Origin of the sequence: Fibrella rubiginis (genome assembly GCF_017353185.1) — a bacterium.
GTDB lineage: Bacteria > Bacteroidota > Bacteroidia > Cytophagales > Spirosomataceae > Fibrella > Fibrella rubiginis.
In genome coordinates, this window is the sequence record NZ_JAFMYV010000012.1 from 168,490 (window position 1) to 185,792 (window position 17,303).

At 55.5% G+C, this 17,303-nt stretch carries 15 protein-coding genes; 7 read left to right on the top strand and 8 right to left on the bottom strand.

Annotated features, from left to right (window positions below):
- Positions 1 to 10 precede the first annotated feature (10 nt).
- Positions 11 to 466, bottom strand: coding sequence for a DUF2452 domain-containing protein (locus J2I47_RS21545; protein WP_207366685.1), 456 nt, complete (start codon positions 464 to 466; stop codon positions 11 to 13).
- Between the two features lie 137 nt (positions 467 to 603).
- Here J2I47_RS21545 and J2I47_RS21550 point away from each other — a divergent pair, with 137 nt between their 5' ends.
- The gene (locus J2I47_RS21550; RefSeq protein ID WP_207366686.1) at positions 604 to 1,059 is read left to right on the top strand and encodes a QcrA and Rieske domain-containing protein; all 456 of its coding nucleotides are present in this window, start codon (positions 604 to 606) and stop codon (positions 1,057 to 1,059) included.
- Positions 1,060 to 1,162: 103 nt separating this feature from the next.
- Here the strand turns inward: J2I47_RS21550 and J2I47_RS21555 are convergent, their stop codons facing one another.
- Positions 1,163 to 3,391 carry a carbohydrate binding family 9 domain-containing protein gene (locus J2I47_RS21555; RefSeq protein ID WP_229374849.1) on the bottom strand — a complete coding sequence of 743 codons (2,229 nt, stop codon included), beginning with the start codon at positions 3,389 to 3,391 and terminating at the stop codon, positions 1,163 to 1,165.
- A gap of 144 nt (positions 3,392 to 3,535) precedes the next feature.
- Between J2I47_RS21555 and J2I47_RS21560 the strand changes: the two genes are divergently transcribed.
- The 4 genes from J2I47_RS21560 (at position 3,536) to J2I47_RS21575 (ending at position 7,534) form a co-directional block, all read left to right on the top strand.
- On the top strand, positions 3,536 to 4,567 hold the full coding sequence (locus tag J2I47_RS21560; protein ID WP_207366687.1) for an AMP-binding protein: 1,032 nt from the start codon (positions 3,536 to 3,538) through the stop codon (positions 4,565 to 4,567).
- A gap of 62 nt (positions 4,568 to 4,629) precedes the next feature.
- Positions 4,630 to 5,571, top strand: coding sequence for a ribose-phosphate pyrophosphokinase (locus J2I47_RS21565; protein ID WP_207366688.1), 942 nt, complete (start codon positions 4,630 to 4,632; stop codon positions 5,569 to 5,571).
- Between the two features lie 139 nt (positions 5,572 to 5,710).
- Positions 5,711 to 6,274 (top strand): 50S ribosomal protein L25/general stress protein Ctc, encoded by a 564-nt coding sequence (locus tag J2I47_RS21570; protein ID WP_207366689.1) that lies wholly within the window; start codon positions 5,711 to 5,713, stop codon positions 6,272 to 6,274.
- 204 nt (positions 6,275 to 6,478) lie between these two features.
- Positions 6,479 to 7,534 (top strand): saccharopine dehydrogenase family protein, encoded by a 1,056-nt coding sequence (locus tag J2I47_RS21575; protein ID WP_207366690.1) that lies wholly within the window; start codon positions 6,479 to 6,481, stop codon positions 7,532 to 7,534.
- A gap of 45 nt (positions 7,535 to 7,579) precedes the next feature.
- Here the strand turns inward: J2I47_RS21575 and coaD are convergent, their stop codons facing one another.
- The 4 genes from coaD to J2I47_RS21595 all read right to left on the bottom strand — a co-directional run bounded on the left by coaD (position 7,580) and on the right by J2I47_RS21595 (position 10,339).
- Complete coding sequence (coaD, locus tag J2I47_RS21580) at positions 7,580 to 8,071, bottom strand: pantetheine-phosphate adenylyltransferase (RefSeq protein WP_207366691.1); 492 nt, start codon at positions 8,069 to 8,071, stop codon at positions 7,580 to 7,582.
- A 335-nt stretch (positions 8,072 to 8,406) separates the two neighbouring features.
- Positions 8,407 to 9,291: a DUF3822 family protein gene (locus J2I47_RS21585; protein WP_207366692.1), complete on the bottom strand. Its 885-nt coding sequence runs from the start codon at positions 9,289 to 9,291 to the stop codon at positions 8,407 to 8,409.
- 21 nt (positions 9,292 to 9,312) lie between these two features.
- Positions 9,313 to 9,810: an NUDIX domain-containing protein gene (locus tag J2I47_RS21590; RefSeq protein WP_207366693.1), complete on the bottom strand. Its 498-nt coding sequence runs from the start codon at positions 9,808 to 9,810 to the stop codon at positions 9,313 to 9,315.
- Between the two features lie 91 nt (positions 9,811 to 9,901).
- Positions 9,902 to 10,339, bottom strand: a complete 438-nt coding sequence (locus J2I47_RS21595; protein WP_207366694.1) for a CBS domain-containing protein — start codon at positions 10,337 to 10,339, stop codon at positions 9,902 to 9,904.
- A gap of 181 nt (positions 10,340 to 10,520) precedes the next feature.
- Between J2I47_RS21595 and J2I47_RS21600 the strand changes: the two genes are divergently transcribed.
- The gene (locus tag J2I47_RS21600; protein WP_207366695.1) at positions 10,521 to 12,023 is read left to right on the top strand and encodes an ATP-dependent DNA helicase; all 1,503 of its coding nucleotides are present in this window, start codon (positions 10,521 to 10,523) and stop codon (positions 12,021 to 12,023) included.
- 65 nt (positions 12,024 to 12,088) lie between these two features.
- Here J2I47_RS21600 and J2I47_RS21605 read toward each other — a convergent pair whose 3' ends face one another.
- Positions 12,089 to 13,504 (bottom strand): glycosyltransferase, encoded by a 1,416-nt coding sequence (locus J2I47_RS21605; RefSeq protein WP_207366696.1) that lies wholly within the window; start codon positions 13,502 to 13,504, stop codon positions 12,089 to 12,091.
- Positions 13,505 to 13,653: 149 nt separating this feature from the next.
- Here J2I47_RS21605 and J2I47_RS21610 point away from each other — a divergent pair, with 149 nt between their 5' ends.
- Positions 13,654 to 15,159, top strand: a complete 1,506-nt coding sequence (locus tag J2I47_RS21610) for a glycosyltransferase family protein (RefSeq protein WP_207366697.1) — start codon at positions 13,654 to 13,656, stop codon at positions 15,157 to 15,159.
- 163 nt (positions 15,160 to 15,322) lie between these two features.
- Here J2I47_RS21610 and J2I47_RS21615 read toward each other — a convergent pair whose 3' ends face one another.
- Positions 15,323 to 17,179 (bottom strand): carboxypeptidase regulatory-like domain-containing protein, encoded by a 1,857-nt coding sequence (locus J2I47_RS21615; RefSeq protein ID WP_207366698.1) that lies wholly within the window; start codon positions 17,177 to 17,179, stop codon positions 15,323 to 15,325.
- Positions 17,180 to 17,303 lie beyond the last annotated feature (124 nt).

A 17,303-nucleotide genomic window follows, 5' to 3' on the forward strand; every position in this document is an offset into this window, starting at 1 on the left:
ACTCATTCACTCATTCGCTCATTGGAGTTTCGTGATAAAAAACATCCCAGGTGTGGTCGGCAAGCATGCGGACCGTAGCCACGCAACGCTCGAAGGGGAACTTGCGACCCCACTCGTTGGGGGCAATCATAGACAGGGCATCGGTGCCATTTTTGCGCAGATAGAAGTAATACGTATGGCCCACAATGGGTTCGAAGCTCATCTGCGCACTATAAATCCGCTCCGACACGTCGACGCGGTTGCGGATGGCCGTGGCCTGTTCGGCCAGTAGTTGCATCTGCTTATAGAGCTGTGCAATCTGCATATCGGTTTGCTCACGCATGGCCGACACGGCTCGCCCGGTGATCTTGCCTTTGTCTTCCGGCCGGATGACAGCACCGCCCGCTGTATGGGCATATTCGAGTAGGCCGGGCCGGTCCGTCACCTTGTCGGGTGAGATCGGGTTGACGATTTGGGCTTCTTCCATAGAGTTGGTAACTACCCGTTCAAAGGGATTGTTTGGCCTGGTTGTCCGGGTAGTTTTGCTGATAAAGTCAGGCAGAACTGGTCACTGAATTATGGCGCAAAAGTAGTTTATTTGGGGCAGTCTCAATCAGCTCTGCCATGGAAAATACCCCCATCCCTACCAGCCCACCTGCCCTGACACGTACCGATTTCCTACGGCTTATGGGCACCAGCCTAGGCGTAATAGCCATGGCCAACTGTGCGTCGGGCTGCATCAGAGAGGCCATCGAGAAGGCACCCGATGCTGTCGATTTCACCGTAAACTGGAACCAGAGTCCCTACAGCAACCTGAAAACGAAAGGAGGCTATTTCGTGGAGAAAGGGGTGATTGTAGCCCAAACGCAGGCGGGCGCGTTTGTCGCCGTTGAGGCCACATGTCCCCACCAGGGCACTACGTTAGTATTCCAGAATAACAACAATCGGTTCTATTGCCCCCTCCACCAATCTGCCTTCAGCACAACAGGCGCCCTGCAAAACGGCCCGGCAGCATCGAACCTGAAACAATATACCGTCAGCGTTGACCAAACCACGGGCGATGTGAGAGTGAAAGGGTGATTTACGAATTACGACTTACGATGGACGATTTACGATTTGTTGCTGACGCATGAGAAGATATGCGTCAGCAACAAATCGTAAATCGTCCATCGTAAGTCGTAAATCAAATGTTCCACCAATACGTCCATTTCAGGACCAGGGCGCGGTTTTTGATGGCAAAGGGAATTACGTCGTTGTTTGGCTGACCTACTGTGGGCAGGTAGTTGTCGGTGTAGACAATAAAGAGGTCAGAGGCGGGTTTGTAGCGCCACTGGATGCGGGCGTTAACGTTCATGTTTTTTACCTGCTCATTATACTGGACGAACGTGGTCAGGTAGAGCGTGTTGGTCAGCGTAAGGTCGAAACGCGGCCCGACGAGCCAGAACGTTGTACGGTTCCAGGGGGCAGGCAGCCGGATGTCATTGTAGCTGGCACTGGCCGCCAGACTCACATAGGGCTGAAACCGGTAGCCTACGTCGGCGGTCAGGTTCAGGCGGGTGCCGTTGGCGTAGTAACCGCCGTAGCGCGTGGTGAAGCCGTAGGTAAACAGCCGCTGTGGCTTCGAAACAAACACCGTTCCCCACGATTTCCAGCTATGTTCGGTGCCCGTAGCCAGGGTTTCGCGGCCCGAATTAGTTGGATCAAAGGGTTGCAGCAAACGCACAAAATCGGTGGCCGTCCAGGCCGTAAACACGCTCCGGCTCCGGGTGGTGAAGCTGTAGCTGATGTAGCTGGTGTTGTCTGTCTCCCGACCAGCCGGGTCGAACACATAACTGGACTGTGCCAGCGGCCCGTGCGAAAGAATAGACCCCTCTTTAGGCAGAAACGTGTACCCTATTGACCCTGTGGCCCGGCCATAGCCCCGGCGCGGCACGTACCCGGCTTCGGCGGTGTAGTTACGCTCAACGGTTTCCCACTGCCCGAGCAACAGCCAGCGGCGGTCCGTAAACTGTAGATTACCCGCATACACCGCGTTGTCTATGGTTTGATTTGGCGTAAACGACTTGATATACAACAACTTACCCGACCATAGATTATTGGCCGACGCCAGGTTGTACTCGAACCCCAGGTTGCGGTTATAGCGGTTGTAGAGCGGCTTGTCATTGACCACCACATTGTCGAGCGTCTCTTTGTTCACAAAGAGTACACCGATGTTCGACCGGGCAAAGACCCGCCGTTGCAGGGCCATAATGGCAAAATTCTGGGCAGGCAACGGTGCCCCACCTGGCCCGGCTCCATCGGTAGACCCGGTTTGCATGTCCATAATGCCCAGCCGCCAGTCTTTGTTAAGCTTGCCACTGAGCCGTGCACCAAACCGGATGGGCACCCCGCCCAGGCCAATGCGCCGACTGAAAAACGGACGGATGTTGGTGTACCCGAAGTTGGCAAACTGGTCGCCGTTTTCAAGGAAAAACTGCCGTTTTTCGGGGAAGAACAGTTCGAACCGGTCCAGGTTGGTTACCTGCTGATCAACGTCCACCTGCGAGAAATCGGGGTTTACCGTTAGGTCGAGGTTGAGCGATGTGGTCACGGCTACCTTGGCATCGAGGCCCGCGTCGAAGCGTGTTTGGGTCGGCGTCTTTGCCTGATAATTGCTCGACAAACCGCTGAGGGCGTAGGGAATAAGCGAGATATTTGGCCCCGGTACGGGTGGTGCCTGATCCCAGACCAAAATACCGGCATAAGCCAGCGAAGCCGTTGGGAACTGCCGGGGTACGGGTGCCCAGGCCGATTTTTCGGTCGAGTTCAGGTCCTGCCGACTGAAGTTGATGCCCCACCGTGTGATGCCCGCCTTGTAGCGGATGGTTTTAAACGGAATAGCCAGTTCGAGCACGTACCGGTCAGGGTAGTTGCGCACCACCGACGTCCATTTGTTGTCCCAGCTTAGGTTTACTTTGCCGCCCTCATACATCAGCCCGTCCCACTGCGCCCCAACCGCGTTGGTGCCAAAGGCAAAGCCATTGGTTTGATCATCAAATGAGTCAATGAAGAAAATGAAGTTGTCATTTCGGCCAAAATTCCAGTCGCGGCGCAGCGATTCGACCATGTAATTGGCCTGCTGCGCCCGACTAACCGTGTCGAGGTAACAGACCGCACTGAGGTAAATATATTGGTCGTCATAGGCCATCCGCACGTCGGTCGGGACACGGGCGCGGGAGGTATCCATGGGCAGCACCATCCAGAACGACTGCGCCAGTTGGGTTGTCTGCCAGGCCGGTTCATCTACCTTGCCATCGAGAACAATGGGCGATGTAGTACGTTGAATATGATATTGGTATGCGTCGTTTTTCTTCTGCGCGAAGGCAGTCAGGGAAAACAGAACTAGCGATAAAACGTAGAGTATTTGTTTCAATGGTAGCTGGAGTACAAGGGTAAAAATGCCTTCTTCGGTTGCAAAAGTGCAGCCTGAAAGGCGTTTACTTGCTGGGTACTGCCGCTTTTCTTTGTTAAAGCAGGTGGATGGCACCCACCCGAAACCGACTGCCAATGTTAACGCATGACAACAACCGATTTTCTGACAGCCTGGCGGGCGGGCAATACGCAGTTTACCCTTCAAACGTCGGGTTCAACGGGTGCCCCGAAACCCATCACCCTGACGCGGGCACAGATGGAAGCCAGCGCCCGGCTCACGGGCCAGACCTTCGGGCTGCACCCCGGCGACCGGGCGCTGGTATGCCTCAACACCAGCTATATTGCCGGAGTGATGATGCTGGTGCGCGGCGAGGTGCTGGGCCTGGAACTGACCATCGTACCCCCGGCCGGTAACCCGCTTGTGGGCTTCGACCCGGCCACTACGCAGTTCGATTTTGCGGCCTTTGTACCCCTGCAGCTGCAAACTATTCTGGCCGATGCTGGCCCGGACAACGTACCTGTTTCATTGCCATTATTGAACCGGATGAAGGCCATCCTCATTGGCGGTGCGGCCACTAGTGCGGCCCTTGAAAATGCCCTTCAGGTGATTGAATCACCCGTTTATGCCACCTACGGCATGACCGAAACCGTTTCGCACATTGCCATCCGACGGCTAAATGGCCCTCAAAAAAGCGACTTATTTACCGTGCTGCCCGGCGTGAGGGTGGGCACCGATGAGCGGGGTTGCCTGCACATCACCGCCGCCGCCACCAACCACGAGCGCATTCAGACCAACGACGATGTCGAATTGATTGACACAGAAGATACGGTCCGTTTCCGTCTGCTGGGCCGGGCCGATTCGATCATCAACACGGGCGGCGTAAAGGTGCAGCCCGAAGCCGTAGAGGCCATTATTCAGCAGCAGCTGCTTCAATGGCATCTCGCACCGCGCCTGTTCATCACAGGCCTGCCGGATGAACGGCTGGGCCAACGGGTGGTGCTTTTCCTGGAAAACCAACCCCTTGCCACTGACGAGTGGATAGCGATTCAAACCGCCGTGCGCGACGCGGTAGGGCCATACGCCGTGCCGAAAGCGTGGTTCACGGTCGACCGCTTCAGTGAGACAGCTACGGGCAAAGTTGATCGGAAGGGGACTGTTATAACAATGGTTGTGTAATATCCCTTCGCTTTCCTGCCTCAAAATCCATACCTTTGCGGGAAATTCAGGCACCTCACCGCATGGCTTCGTTTAATCCCGTCAAGATTTTTTCCGGCAGTCAGTCTACCTACCTGGCAGAGAAAATTGCCCACTATTACGGAAAAGACCTCGGCGGGTACACCTGTCGCCGGTTTAGCGACGGGGAAATGTCGCCCAGTTTTGAGGAGTCAGTGCGAGGGTGCGATGTGTTTCTGATTCAGTCTACTCCCCCACCGGGCGACAACCTGATGGAACTGCTGCTGATGGTGGATGCGGCGCGGCGGGCCTCGGCCCACTACGTGACGGTGGTGATTCCCTACTTCGGCTATGCCCGGCAGGACCGGAAAGACAAGCCCCGCGTAGCCATTGCCGCCAAGCTGGTAGCCAACATGCTACAGGCAGCGGGCGTTGACCGTCTGATGACGATTGACCTTCATGCGGGGCAGATTCAGGGCTTTTTCGATTTCCCTGTCGACCATCTCGAAGGCACCTCGGTGTTTGTTCCCTACATCAAGAGCCTGGCCCTTGAGAACCTGATCATCGCCTCGCCCGACGTGGGTGGTGCGGGTCGCGCCCGGACGTTTGCCAAGCACTTCAACGCCGAAATCGTGCTGTGCGACAAACACCGGAAACGGGCCAACGAGATTGCCTCCATGCAGGTAATCGGCGATGTGGAAGGTATGAACGTGGTGCTCGTCGATGACCTCATCGACACCGGCGGCACGCTCTGCAAAGCCGCGCAGATTTTGCTCGACAAAGGGGCCAAGTCGGTGCGGGCGGTGTGTACCCACCCCATTATGTCGGGGAAGGCGCACGAAAACATTGCCAACTCGGTGTTGGAGGAACTGGTGATAGCCGACACGCTGCCACTAAGTCAGGCCAACCCGAAAATCAGGGTGCTGTCGGTTGCCGAGCTTTTCGCCAAAGCCATCGGCCGCATCCGTGACCATGAATCTATTAGTTCACTTTTTATACGATATTAGGAATGAGTGAATTAGTGAATGAGCGAATGAGTGAATGTTTGGACCGCTATGCGGCGCATTTCACAAAGTCGTGCCGCGTAGCGGTCCAAACATTCACTCATTCGCTCATTCACTAATTCACTCATTAAATTTTACTTTTATGAAAAAAATCGAGATTGTAGGGTATCAACGAGCGAATCTCGGCCGGACGGAATCACAAGCCATACGCGCCGAAGGTAATGTACCCTGTGTGTTGTATGGTGGCGCCGAACAGGTACACTTCACCGTGCCTGGTATTTTGTTCCGCCCGTTATTGTTTACGCCCGACGTGTTCGACATCACGTTGAACATTGAAGGCGATGAGTACCGCGCTGTATTGCAGGCTACTCAGTTCCACCCCGTCAGCGACGCGCTGATCCACGCCGACTTTCTGCAAGTGACCGACAAACCGGTATCCGTTGCGGTTCCTGTTCGGTTGCTGGGTACGGCTCCCGGCGTTCAGAAGGGTGGTAAATTAGTGACGCGCATTCGCAAACTGCGCGTTCGGGGGCCTATTGACAGCATCCCCGAATACATCGACGTCGACGTGTCGAAACTTGACCTGGGCAAAGTTGTTCGGGTTGGCGAGATCAAAGTCGACGGTATTGAGGTGCTGGAGCAGGCGGCTAACCCCGTTGCCGGCATCGAAATCCCACGCGCCCTGCGTGGTACGGTAGCCAAATAAGTAAGTTACAGGTTTAACGTCTAAAGTTTAACGTTACTTCGCGCTGAAATGACTCCGTGCGTAGCCACCGTAGCGCGAAGCAACGTTAAACTTTAGACGTTAAACCTGTAACTCATTTTGCTAATAGATTACAGAAAAGCCGGCCCTCTTCAGGGCTGGCTTTTTGTGTATCTTGCCCGCTTCATCAACATAACACTACCTCGTATGCATACCTTAGTTGTGGTTGGTTTGGGCAAAGTTGGCTCGCTGGTTGGGCTGTTGCTCAGTAAACGGTTTTCGGTCACCGGTTTCGACCGGCAAGCCCCCGCCACCCTCCTTCCCTTCCCCGTCAGTCATGGCGACGTAGCCGACACGGCTGCGCTTAAAAAAGCCCTTCAGGGAGCCGACGGGGTGGTTTCCTGTTTACCCTACAACCTGAACCTGCCCATTGCCCGCGTAGCCTACGACCTGGGCATTCACTATTTCGACCTCACCGAAGACGTACCCACCACCGACGCGATCCGGCTGATGGCTATCACGGCGAAGGGCGTCATGGCACCGCAGTGTGGCCTGGCCCCCGGCCTGATCGGCATTGTGGGTTCGCACCTGGCCAAACGGTTCGACCGGCTGCGCGACATCGAACTACGCGTGGGAGCCCTGCCCCGCTACCCAAATGGGCTGCTGGGTTACTCGTTTACCTGGTCGCCGGCGGGGGTTATTAACGAATACATCAACGACTGCGAAGTAATTGCCAACGGGCAGCGCAAACTCGTGCCAGCACTAGACGGCATTGAAGTGATCAACATCGAAGGACAGGAGTTCGAGGCTTTTAGCACGTCGGGCGGGCTGGGTACCCTCTGCGAAACCTACGCGGGTCAGGTCGACACGCTCAACTACAAGACCATCCGCTACCCCGGCCATTGCAAGCTGATGCGCTTTTTGCTTTATGAACTGATCCTCAAAGACAAACGCGAACTGGTAGAACAAATCCTGACCGAAGCCAAACCGCCCGTGCAGGACGACGTGGTCTATGTGTATGCGGTGGTGGAAGGCTGGCGCAACGGTCAGCTCGCCCGCGAAGAGTTCTACCGCGCCTACCACCCCCGCCTCATCGACGGCCAATCATGGCGGGCCATCTCCTGGACCACCGCCGGTTCCGTTGCCGCCGTGGTAGAAATGGTTGCCGACGGCGCCCTGCCCCAACAGGGTTTCCTGAAACAGGAAGATATTCCGTTTGAGGCGTACCTGAAAACGGTGAATGGGGGGTTTTTTAAGGAGTAGGAAATAAGAGGTGAGAAGCAAGAGATAAGAATCGTTGCATTACCCTCAGGTAGTGGTTCTTGACTCTTTGCTCTCATCTCTTAGCTCTATGCTATAGGGCAAAAACGCCTCTACTGGCTGCCCGTAGCGGTGCAGGTCGCGGATGATGCTGCTGCTGATGGGCGCGAGGTGGGGCGAGGTGATCAGAAATACCGTTTCCACTTCTTCGTAGACGTAGCGGTTCACCTGGGCAATGCCGTTTTCGTATTCAAAATCGGTGGTGTTGCGCAGGCCCCGGAGCAGGAAACGGGCGCCCAGCTTGCGGGCCACATTGGCCGTGAGGTCATCGTAGGCCACTACGCGCACCTGCGGGGTATCCCGGAAAGTTTCTTCGATCCAGGCGGTCATTTGTTCCAGCGCAAAGTACCGCTGCTTGCTGGCATTGCGGCCAATGCCGATGATGACCTCATCGAAGAGTTGCAAGCCCCGCCGCACAATGTCTTCGTGTCCTTTAGTGAAGGGATCAAACGAACCGGGGAAGAGCGCAATATTGGCCATTAGGTAAGGGGTTTTGGATAAGGTTTTTTTGGACAGGATTGCAGGATGGACAGGCTTAACAGGATATCAACGTTGCGGATGAACAGGCTTTTTTAGCTGCTCGTTGTCGCTTGGCTCCAGCCGAGTGACCCATATCAAAGGGCCTCCGGCCCGTAGTGCGACGTTGAGTCATGTCAGGCAAACAGCTCCTATGTCCAAGTACGGGCCGGAGGCCCTTTGATATGGGTCACTCGGCAGGAGCCAAGCGACAACGAGCAGCTAAAAAATACTGTCAATCCCACGCGGCGTCCGATGAAATCCTAATAAGCCTGTCAAAACAAACCTTCTCCAAAAATTTACGCCAGCAAACACAGGCCCTGAAGGCTTAAAAAACGGTGTTCGGGCAGTTCATCGAGGTCTGAGGAAAGATGTAGTCCGGGCGGCATTGTGCCGATACTAAGCGTAGGCAGAAACCGTCGCAGCGCAATGTAGCCTTCAGCAAACGGCGTAATTTCACCGTAGACAACCGGGTTACAGTCGGCAGGGTGGGTCTGTAGCTCGTCGAGAACATAAAGTACGTAATAGGCTAGATCCTGGGCACTTTTCACACCAAAGCGGTTGCAATAGCGCAGGGCGTGACCCTCCCGAAACAGGATCGTGACGTATTCATCTTCAAAAAACAGAAACAGATTTTTGGGCGACAACATCTGCCGGTCACTGGCGTAGGTAGCCTGAATCAGCGCGCTGCTCTGATGTACGTAGGTGACGGGTTGCAACGGATACTGCCCACCCATGAACTCGATCAGGGCACGTTCCAGGCTAAACACGGCTACAAATCCTTCGTTATGCGCAAAGCCAAAAGCCTGCTCGGTAGGCGGCTGTGGATAGCCCCGCATCAGCGACAGGTAGCTGGTGGCATATTCTTTACGGTATAATTCGCCCGGAACCAGCGTGAACGCCGGGCTATTCACCGACACCCAGATGGCCTCGAAGCGTTCGTAGCTAAGCAGTGGATGCTGGCTAAACAACTGGGGCAACTGGTCGGTGAGCAGCGGCTCGTTGAGCAACGATGGCTGCGTAAATTCGTCGAGCCACACCATGCGCCGCTGTGGGTCGAGCAGGGTTAGGCGCAGGCGTTGCGGGGCCATCTCCAAACACAAAATAGACTTTTCAGCCTGACCCGCCGTGAACACTTCAGGGCGAACCGACAGGGTGGCGTCAAGCGTAGAGGTAGCACGCATATACAGGTAACGGTTACGGAATCAGTTCAGGTATCCCGACAGCCGGTACACATCATCGAGCGACTGGCAACGGCTAAACAAGGTATGGACTTCGGCGGGTGGGTAGGCTTTTATTTCGTCGAACGTCATCCAGCGCACTTCAGAAATAATCTGTCCGGCGGCGTCCATTTCGGGGTCAGACCCCAGGCGTAGTTCGCCACCGATGGCATCGACGGCAAAAAACAGTTCGAGCGCGTGCAGGGGTGGCTCCAGAAACTCGTTGACAAACAGTAGTTTACCTACGTCGATAATCAGCCCCGTTTCCTCATCGAATTCGCGTTTGAGGGCGTCGGTGGCTGTTTCACCAAACTGTGCTCCCCCACCGGGCGGGCACCAGAAAGTATCGGTTTTACTGATGCCCCGATGGCGCACCATCAACAAACGGTCACCATCACGATACAGGCCACACACGCGGGTACGAAGCCGGTTGCCATATAATTTCACCACTTGCTGTCGGGGTGCATCAACGATTTGCGTCACGGTATGGTATTGTTTCGATCAAAAAGAGACGCAAAGATAAGATGAAGGCAGTGGTAAACTCATCGTTCACCACTTACCACTCACCACTGCTTTAGTATGCGCTTCCCGAAATGTAGCTTTCCAGCGAACTGATGCGGGCTTTCTGGTCGTGGATGATCGTATTGACCACGTCATTGATAGAGATGATGCCCACCAGCCTGTCGGCATCCATTACGGGCAGGTGACGAATGTGCCTGTCGGCCATGGTGACCATGCACGATTCTAGCGACTGTTCGGGCGTGATGGTGATCACGTTGCCCGTCATCACATCGCGGATGAGGGTGTCTTTGGAGGCCCGCCCCTGCAAAATACCCTTGCGGGCATAGTCGCGCTCAGAAAAGATCCCGACGAGCTTGTCGCCTTCCAGCACCAGCACAGCACCGATGTTTTTGTCGGCCATCAGTTCCAGGGCCTGGTAAACGGTTTCGTCGGGCACGACGGAATAGATGGTATTGATCGTTTTACGCTGTAGAACCTGACGGATGTTCATGGCTATGAAGGGGTTATGAGAGGGTCTAAGTTGCACATTAGTCTGATCGAAGGCAAGCGACACCAACAAAAAAGTGCGGGTTTTCATTAGTCGGTGCCGACCAACGAACTACAGGGATCGGTGACGCAAAAGCTGGGGTGACGGGCTTCCACGACTGGCCAAATTTTCGTAAATTAGGGGTATGAATGAAACGCAAACGGCGGCTCAATTGCTGACCAAACGGTTCCCCTATAAGCCTACCGACGGTCAGTTAGCGTTTTTCGGGAAAATCGGCGAGTTTATCACCCGCGAAGAGTTTGACAAATACCGCGACTGTTTTCTACTGCGCGGCTACGCCGGTACCGGCAAGACCACCCTGATTAGTACGCTCATTAAAGTGCTGCCCCGCTTTGGCTATAAATCGGTACTGCTGGCCCCTACGGGCCGCGCGGCGAAGGTGATGAGTAACTACGCCAAAAAACCCGCCCAGACCATCCACCGCAAAATATACCGGCAGGTGGCCGAACAGGGGTCGGGGACGCTGGCGTTTGAGCGGCAAAAAAATTACCACGAAGACACGCTTTTCATTGTCGATGAGGCCTCAATGATCTCCGACGAGGCCGAATTTGGCGGCAAGGGCCTGCTCAGCGACCTGATCCACTTTGTCTTCGAGAACAAAGGCAACAAGCTTATGCTCGTGGGCGACACCGCCCAGCTCCCCCCCGTAGGCCGCGATGGCAGTCCCGCCCTGGACCGGGGTTTTCTGGCCCGGTCGTTCGACATGACGGTCATTGAACAGGAACTGACCGAGGTAATGCGGCAGGACGAAGAGTCGGGCATTCTGTATAATGCCACTGAACTCCGCCGCCTTCTGGCCGACGAGATTCTGAACCCCGGCACGCCACCCAAGCCGGTCTCCTTCGAGCACCTGATGAGCGACAACCCCGCCGCGCCACCCGCTCCGGAGGTGAAAATTCAGATTGCCACGCGGCCCTTCAACGACTTGTACAAAATGCCCCTGATGAAGCTGGAAGATGGGGTTAGGTATGCCTACGACAAATACGGACGCGAAAACACGGCTATTCTGTGCCGGTCGAACAAGACGGCTGTGCAGTATAATCAGTTTGTGCGCCGCATGATTGATCAGCGTGAAGAGGAGCTCGACGCAGGTGATATGCTGATGATTGCCCGCAACAACTACACCGTTCTGGGCGACGATTCGCCCGCGGGTTTTCTGGCCAACGGTGAGTTTGTGGAAGTGCAGCGCATTAGGCGGCAGGAAGAGATGCACGGCTTCCGGTTTGCCACGGTGGTGCTGCACATGATTGATTATGAAGAGCAGCCCGATTTCGAGGCCAAAATCATTCTCGACACACTGCATTCGGCTACGCCGTCGCTGAGTCAGGAGCAGAACAAAGCCCTGTACGAGAGCGTGGCGAAAGATTACATGTACATCACCAACAAGAAAGAACGGGCCGAAGCCATCCGCCGCGACCCTTACCTGAGTGCGTTGCAGGTGAAGTTCGCCTATGCCCTCACCACTCATAAAGCGCAGGGTGGCCAGTGGAGCGCCGTCTTTATCGACCAAGGCTACCTGCCCGAAGGCCAGACCAACCAGGAGTTCATCCGCTGGCTCTACACCGCCCTCACCCGTGCCACCGACGAGGCCTTCCTGATGAATTTCAACCCGGAGTTCTTCGTATAAAGGGGCTTGGGCACAGAGTTTTTGTTTTCGCGGAAAAGAACAAAAACTCTGTGCCCAAGCCCCTTTTACACAAACTTGATCTTATTCAGGGCGAAGAAGGTCATTTTAAGCAGGAGCCAGCCGTGCTTGAAGCGCGAGATATTGGTTTCGCCATAGGTGCGTGCCCGGTAGCGGATTGGTATTTCCACGAACTTCAGGTTCAACTTCGCCGAGCCGAAAATGAGATCAAAATCGCCGAAGGGGTCGAATTCGCCGAAATAGCCACGACCGGCTGCCAACCGTTTGTAATTGGCCTGCGTCATCACTTTGGTGCCGCAGAGCGTGTCTTTAATCTGTTGGCTGAGCAACCACGAAAAGGCCATCGAAAAGAACTTGTTGCCCATTATGTTTAGCGTACGCATGGCCTGATCTTCCATAGGATACACCAACCGCGAACCGTTGATGTATTCGCCCCGACCGCTGGCAATGGCCTCGTAGAACTTTGGCAGGTCTTCGGGCGGCACGGTCATGTCGGCATCCAGAATCATCAGAATATCGCCGGTAGCGTGGCTGTAGCCTTTGCGCACGGCATCGCCTTTGCCTTTTCCCGGCTGCTGCATGCAACTCAGTTCCAGCGTATCGGTGTAGGTGGCACACACGCGCTGCACCTCGGCCCAGGTATTATCGGTTGAGTTACCTTCCACAAAAATCAATTGCGTGTGCGAGCCCATCTGTGGTGTACGGCGCACAATGTCGTCGATGTTACCAGCCTCGTTGCGAGCAGGTACCACCACCGTTACGCTGGGCACAGTGGCGGGTACGGCATGGCGCAGGCTCCGGGCCACCACAAATGTAAACAGGCCCAGCCGGTTGAACAGCGGCAGGTTGGCTACGTAGCGGTTCATAAAGCCAGAGAAAAGGGGGATGTAGCGCGGCATCAGCATCCGCTTTCCGGTTCGTACGGTATCAAAATCGGAGATGGTAAGCAGGTTGGCAATATCGCCTTTGTCGAGCCAGTTCTGGCGCTTTTCGGGCATTTTCAGGCCTATCGACTCAGCAACCTCCAACACCGGCCACCACAGCGCGTTCTGGTAGGTGATGATCAGGCGGGTGTCGGCGTGGCAGGCGGCGTGAAGTTGCACAAGCACCTGTTGAACATCGTCGAGGTAGCCGATAGTGTCGGAAAGGATAATGTAGTCGAAGGTTTCGCCGTCGAAATCGGGCTGGTTGGCGTCCTGCTGTTTAAAAATCAAATCTGGATACGTGGTGCGGGCAAATTCGATCAAATCGGCGCGGATATCAATGCCCATGCCTCGGCTGGGCTGGAGAGCGTTGAGCATGTAACCCGTACCGCAACCCACCTCCAAAACCGACTTTCCGGCGGGTACATTATACTGCAAAAAGCGCGTCAGGCTCTTATAATAGTAGTTATTTCGGTTGATCCAGCGTTGCCGCTCCTGACCCGCCTGGGCACTTACTTGACTATCGGTTAGTGCTATCATGTAGCGTGGGCCTGAATGTAGAGTAGCTAAAATATAGGCCAAAAATAGGGCTTAACGGGCTTAATTCACCCATTTCCTGATAGGTTACTCCGCCGACATACCTACATTTGAACCAGTTCTCCCGCCTTTCGCCGCTGTTTTTCCCTACTATGCACCGTTCCACCGGGGCCATTCTGGTCTGTCTTATAGCCTTTTGCCTGTTCAAATGGGCACGGTTTTATACACTCAATTACATTTTCAACGACATGTACGCGTTCCTCCAGATGTCGGTAAGCTGGCTGGATGGGCGGCCGTTCATGTATGACAATATCTGGAGCTATCACCACCGCATTCATAATTACTATACGGTACTGCTCTGGGCACCGTTTATCCGCCTAGGCGGGGCCTACGGGCTGTTTGTGGCGCAGGTGTTGCTGCTAATGCTGGCCTACGGGCTGGTGGGCGAGCGACTCATCCGGCAGTCGTCACCAAGTTGGGCGCGGTGGGGCTTGCTGGGAGCCATACTGATCGGGCCAGTGTCCCTCTGGCTCAACGACCACCCCAACATTGGCTGGCATACCGAACTGTCATATCTGCCCTTTTCCCTGCTATTTGCCCTGGCCCTCGCCGACGGCAAGCGAATCTGGATCTGGCTGACGGGTGCGCTGGTGGTTCTGGTGAAAGAAGATGGAGCCATTCTGGCCGCGTTGATCTACATGGCCTGGCTGGCGCTGACCACGTTACAACAGGAAGACAAACCCTCTCTTTGGCCGTTGCTGCGCTCACGCCGGTTATGGCTGTCGCTGGGCGGATGGGTACTGGTATTCCTGCTGGGCATGGTGTGGCTATCGGCCAAAAACGAGGCGGGCGAACCCCGGCTCAAGAACACACTAGCCATTTTGAGTCAATCCGGGGCTACGGGCATTTTTTTGGGGCAAATGGGTTCGCTGATTGGACAATCGCTGCTGTTGCTGCTGGGCGTGGTCATCTTTTTGTTTCTCCTGCTGCGGACCGTTTCGACGGACAGGAAACGCCTGATCTGGTTCGTGTTCGCGCTGGGCGTGGGTGTGCTCACGGCCCTTAATACGGTACAGAGTGCGTTTTATTTTGGACAGTCGGCGTTTATGCAGGTAGCCCTCACGTGGCCACCTCGCTTTGTGCTGGTGTGGTCATTTGCCACGTCATTCTGCGTTCTTTATCTGCTCACGGCACCCGCCAACAGCCTGTTGTTTATACCAAAAACGCGTTCGCTGGCCCTGATGGTGGGTTTGTCCCTGATCCAGATACCCATTGTCTACTTTGTCCGGTCTGATCTGCCTACGCTGGCCGACTGGAAAAACCTGGCCCGGTTACGCCCCGCCGCCGACAAGCAGACCCAGCTTGTACTCCCCACCGACATGGCCGTGCTACGGAAACTGGCCATTACCCTGCCAGCTCACAGCAGCGTATTGGCGTTCGACTATGTAGTACCCATTTTCCATAAGCACTACGGCATCTGGCCCACAGGCAACCACTACCAACCCGCCGACGTAGCCATACTGCCCGTCACCGATTTTCAGGGTCTGGCCAAAACCGCCGCCATGCCCAAAACCTATCGGGCCTTCCCCCTCAACAACTACGTCATCTACGCCGCGCCGGGCTTTGAGCGGTATGTGGTGGAAGCGGAGAAGAAGTAGCAGTGGGCAGTGGCTTCGCGCAGGTCGCCCTTCGACAGGCTCAGGGTGACAGGAAACTAGAATCATGTTCACTGAACTGTATCAGATGGACTGTCACCCTGAGCCTGTCGAAGGGCGACCTGCGCGAAGCCACTGCCCACTGCTACTTCTTCTCCGCCTCCTTTCACTTGTTTACCAGAAACCGCCCGGCTTGCCAGGCATTGGCCGCTTCGAAACGGAAGAGGTAGGTGCCGGTGGGGTATGGCTGCATATCCAGGCGGACAGACGTTTGGGCGGGGGCTTCGCGCATGAGCAGTTTGCCGGTGATATCCATGACGTAGAGTTCGCGGATGGTATCTGGGTTTTCGATGGTCAGGTAATCGCGGGTGGGGTTGGGAAAGAAACGGAACTTGATCTCATCAGGTACGGGTAGCTTGACAGCCATCGTATCAGCGGAAGTCCCCTGCTCGGTATAGCGTTCGGTGGGTTTGGCGTTGGCTACGGGGCGGCAGTCGGGCGTTTGGGTAAATTTGCTGATGAGCCGCACCAACAGCGCATTCAGCTTTTCGACCGTGTATTGGTCGGTGGTGGGTTTGATGTGGGTGTCGCCAATGCCGCTGTCGTCGGTGAGGAATACGTAGGTACCGTTGGTGGCCAGGGCCATAGCCCGCAGGAGGTATTCGGTGCTTTTGTTGATGCCGCTGGCCGCAATCGGGATAATGCGGATGCCCATCGTCGCCGCCTTGGCCACCGACCGCTGCAACGACGCCTTTGACGCCTCATCATCGTGCGGCGGGGCGTCGAGCACCAGAAACAACAGCCGCGTTTTGGCCACTTTACTCCACGACAACTGCGTCAGGGCTACTGCCAGGGCCGTATCGACCGCTTCGGGGAAGTCGCCGCCACCTTCGGCTTTTTGCCGTTTGATGAACGAAATCGTGGAGTCAGCCTGCTCCGAAAAGTCGTGGTGGCGGGTGAGGTAGTTGTCCTGATGGTCGCGGTAGAACACCGTGCCCAATCTGATTTTGCTACCCGGCGCGGCCTCGGAAGCGCGGTTGATGACATCGGTCAATTCGGTTTTCAGGTACGCGATTTCGTCGCCCATCGAGCCGGTAGCATCGACCACAAACGCCACATCAACCAGCAGCGAGGCACCCTGACAGGGTTGCTCAACAGTGAGCGTATTACTGCCCCGCCCGAATAGCACTGGTTTTTTGAGCGTAAACGACTTGCCCGCCACGGTGGCTTCTACGGTATATTTCTCCCTCCCTATATTGATTGAGTCAAGCTCATCCCGGAACATATTGGCCCAGAGTTCACCCCGGCCGGTGTTATCCGTGCGGGTTTCCCAGACCACCTGCCGCCCACTGTTGAGCAGACGCATGGGCGCGTCGATCACCGGAAAACCATCGGGCGTAACGAGTTGAACCGAGTAGCGTTCGGCGGGAGACTGCCGCCATAACGACCGATACTGGCTCAGATCGCGTTTGGTGATGTCCTGCCAGAGCGTCCATTTGCTGTAGTCATAAATTTCCCCCGCCGTCAGCTGCCCCGCCTGTTGCTGCCAGTCACCGGGCGTATAGGCGACCGTGCGCGATGAGGAAGCTACGCCCGGTGTGGCTGATGACCTAAAAGTAGCACGCGGCGCGCCTGATTCTGCCGCTGATAGGACAGCTACACTTCCGGTATAATCTCGTTTATGGCTTGATCCATAACCTGTTACGACCACCTCATTCAGCACCTCTGCAAAGGGACGCAGCCGGATCGTGAGCGTGTCATGTCCTGGTTTGATCACCACCGTTTGACGCGCATAACCCAGGAATCCAACCAGCAATGTAGCCGCACCCGGCGGGCTGACGAGGCTAAACCACCCGTTGGCACCCGACGTAACCGAACGGACCGGCTTTCTAAGCTGAATAGTAACGCCGGCCAATGGATCGCCGTTATCGTCGTCAACCACGCGGCCACGAATGGTTCGGTTCTGAGCGGATACAAACATGGGCCACAGCAGGCAAAACGAGAGTAAAAGAAGGCGGATCATGAACGGTCAGTCAGGTTTAGTAAAAGTAATGAAGTTATTCAACCTCAATTTTGGTGTATTCTGCGTTAATCCATCGACACACTTCGGGGTCTAAGACAGGCACGGTTTTTGAACCCGTTCGTTT

What these genes read in the sequence shown, in the direction of transcription:
- J2I47_RS21560 (WP_207366687.1), top strand. Translation starts at nt 3,536, where the DNA reads ATGACAACAACCGATTTTCTGACAGCCTGGCGGGCGGGCAATACGCAG.
- J2I47_RS21585 (WP_207366692.1), bottom strand. Translation starts at nt 9,291, where the DNA reads ATGCGTGCTACCTCTACGCTTGACGCCACCCTGTCGGTTCGCCCTGAA.
- J2I47_RS21570 (WP_207366689.1), top strand. Translation starts at nt 5,711, where the DNA reads ATGAAAAAAATCGAGATTGTAGGGTATCAACGAGCGAATCTCGGCCGG.
- coaD (WP_207366691.1), bottom strand. Translation starts at nt 8,071, where the DNA reads ATGGCCAATATTGCGCTCTTCCCCGGTTCGTTTGATCCCTTCACTAAA.
- J2I47_RS21550 (WP_207366686.1), top strand. Translation starts at nt 604, where the DNA reads ATGGAAAATACCCCCATCCCTACCAGCCCACCTGCCCTGACACGTACC.
- J2I47_RS21615 (WP_207366698.1), bottom strand. Translation starts at nt 17,179, where the DNA reads ATGATCCGCCTTCTTTTACTCTCGTTTTGCCTGCTGTGGCCCATGTTT.
- J2I47_RS21595 (WP_207366694.1), bottom strand. Translation starts at nt 10,339, where the DNA reads ATGAACATCCGTCAGGTTCTACAGCGTAAAACGATCAATACCATCTAT.
- J2I47_RS21610 (WP_207366697.1), top strand. Translation starts at nt 13,654, where the DNA reads ATGCACCGTTCCACCGGGGCCATTCTGGTCTGTCTTATAGCCTTTTGC.
- J2I47_RS21575 (WP_207366690.1), top strand. Translation starts at nt 6,479, where the DNA reads ATGCATACCTTAGTTGTGGTTGGTTTGGGCAAAGTTGGCTCGCTGGTT.
- J2I47_RS21565 (WP_207366688.1), top strand. Translation starts at nt 4,630, where the DNA reads ATGGCTTCGTTTAATCCCGTCAAGATTTTTTCCGGCAGTCAGTCTACC.
- J2I47_RS21600 (WP_207366695.1), top strand. Translation starts at nt 10,521, where the DNA reads ATGAATGAAACGCAAACGGCGGCTCAATTGCTGACCAAACGGTTCCCC.
- J2I47_RS21605 (WP_207366696.1), bottom strand. Translation starts at nt 13,504, where the DNA reads ATGATAGCACTAACCGATAGTCAAGTAAGTGCCCAGGCGGGTCAGGAG.
- J2I47_RS21545 (WP_207366685.1), bottom strand. Translation starts at nt 466, where the DNA reads ATGGAAGAAGCCCAAATCGTCAACCCGATCTCACCCGACAAGGTGACG.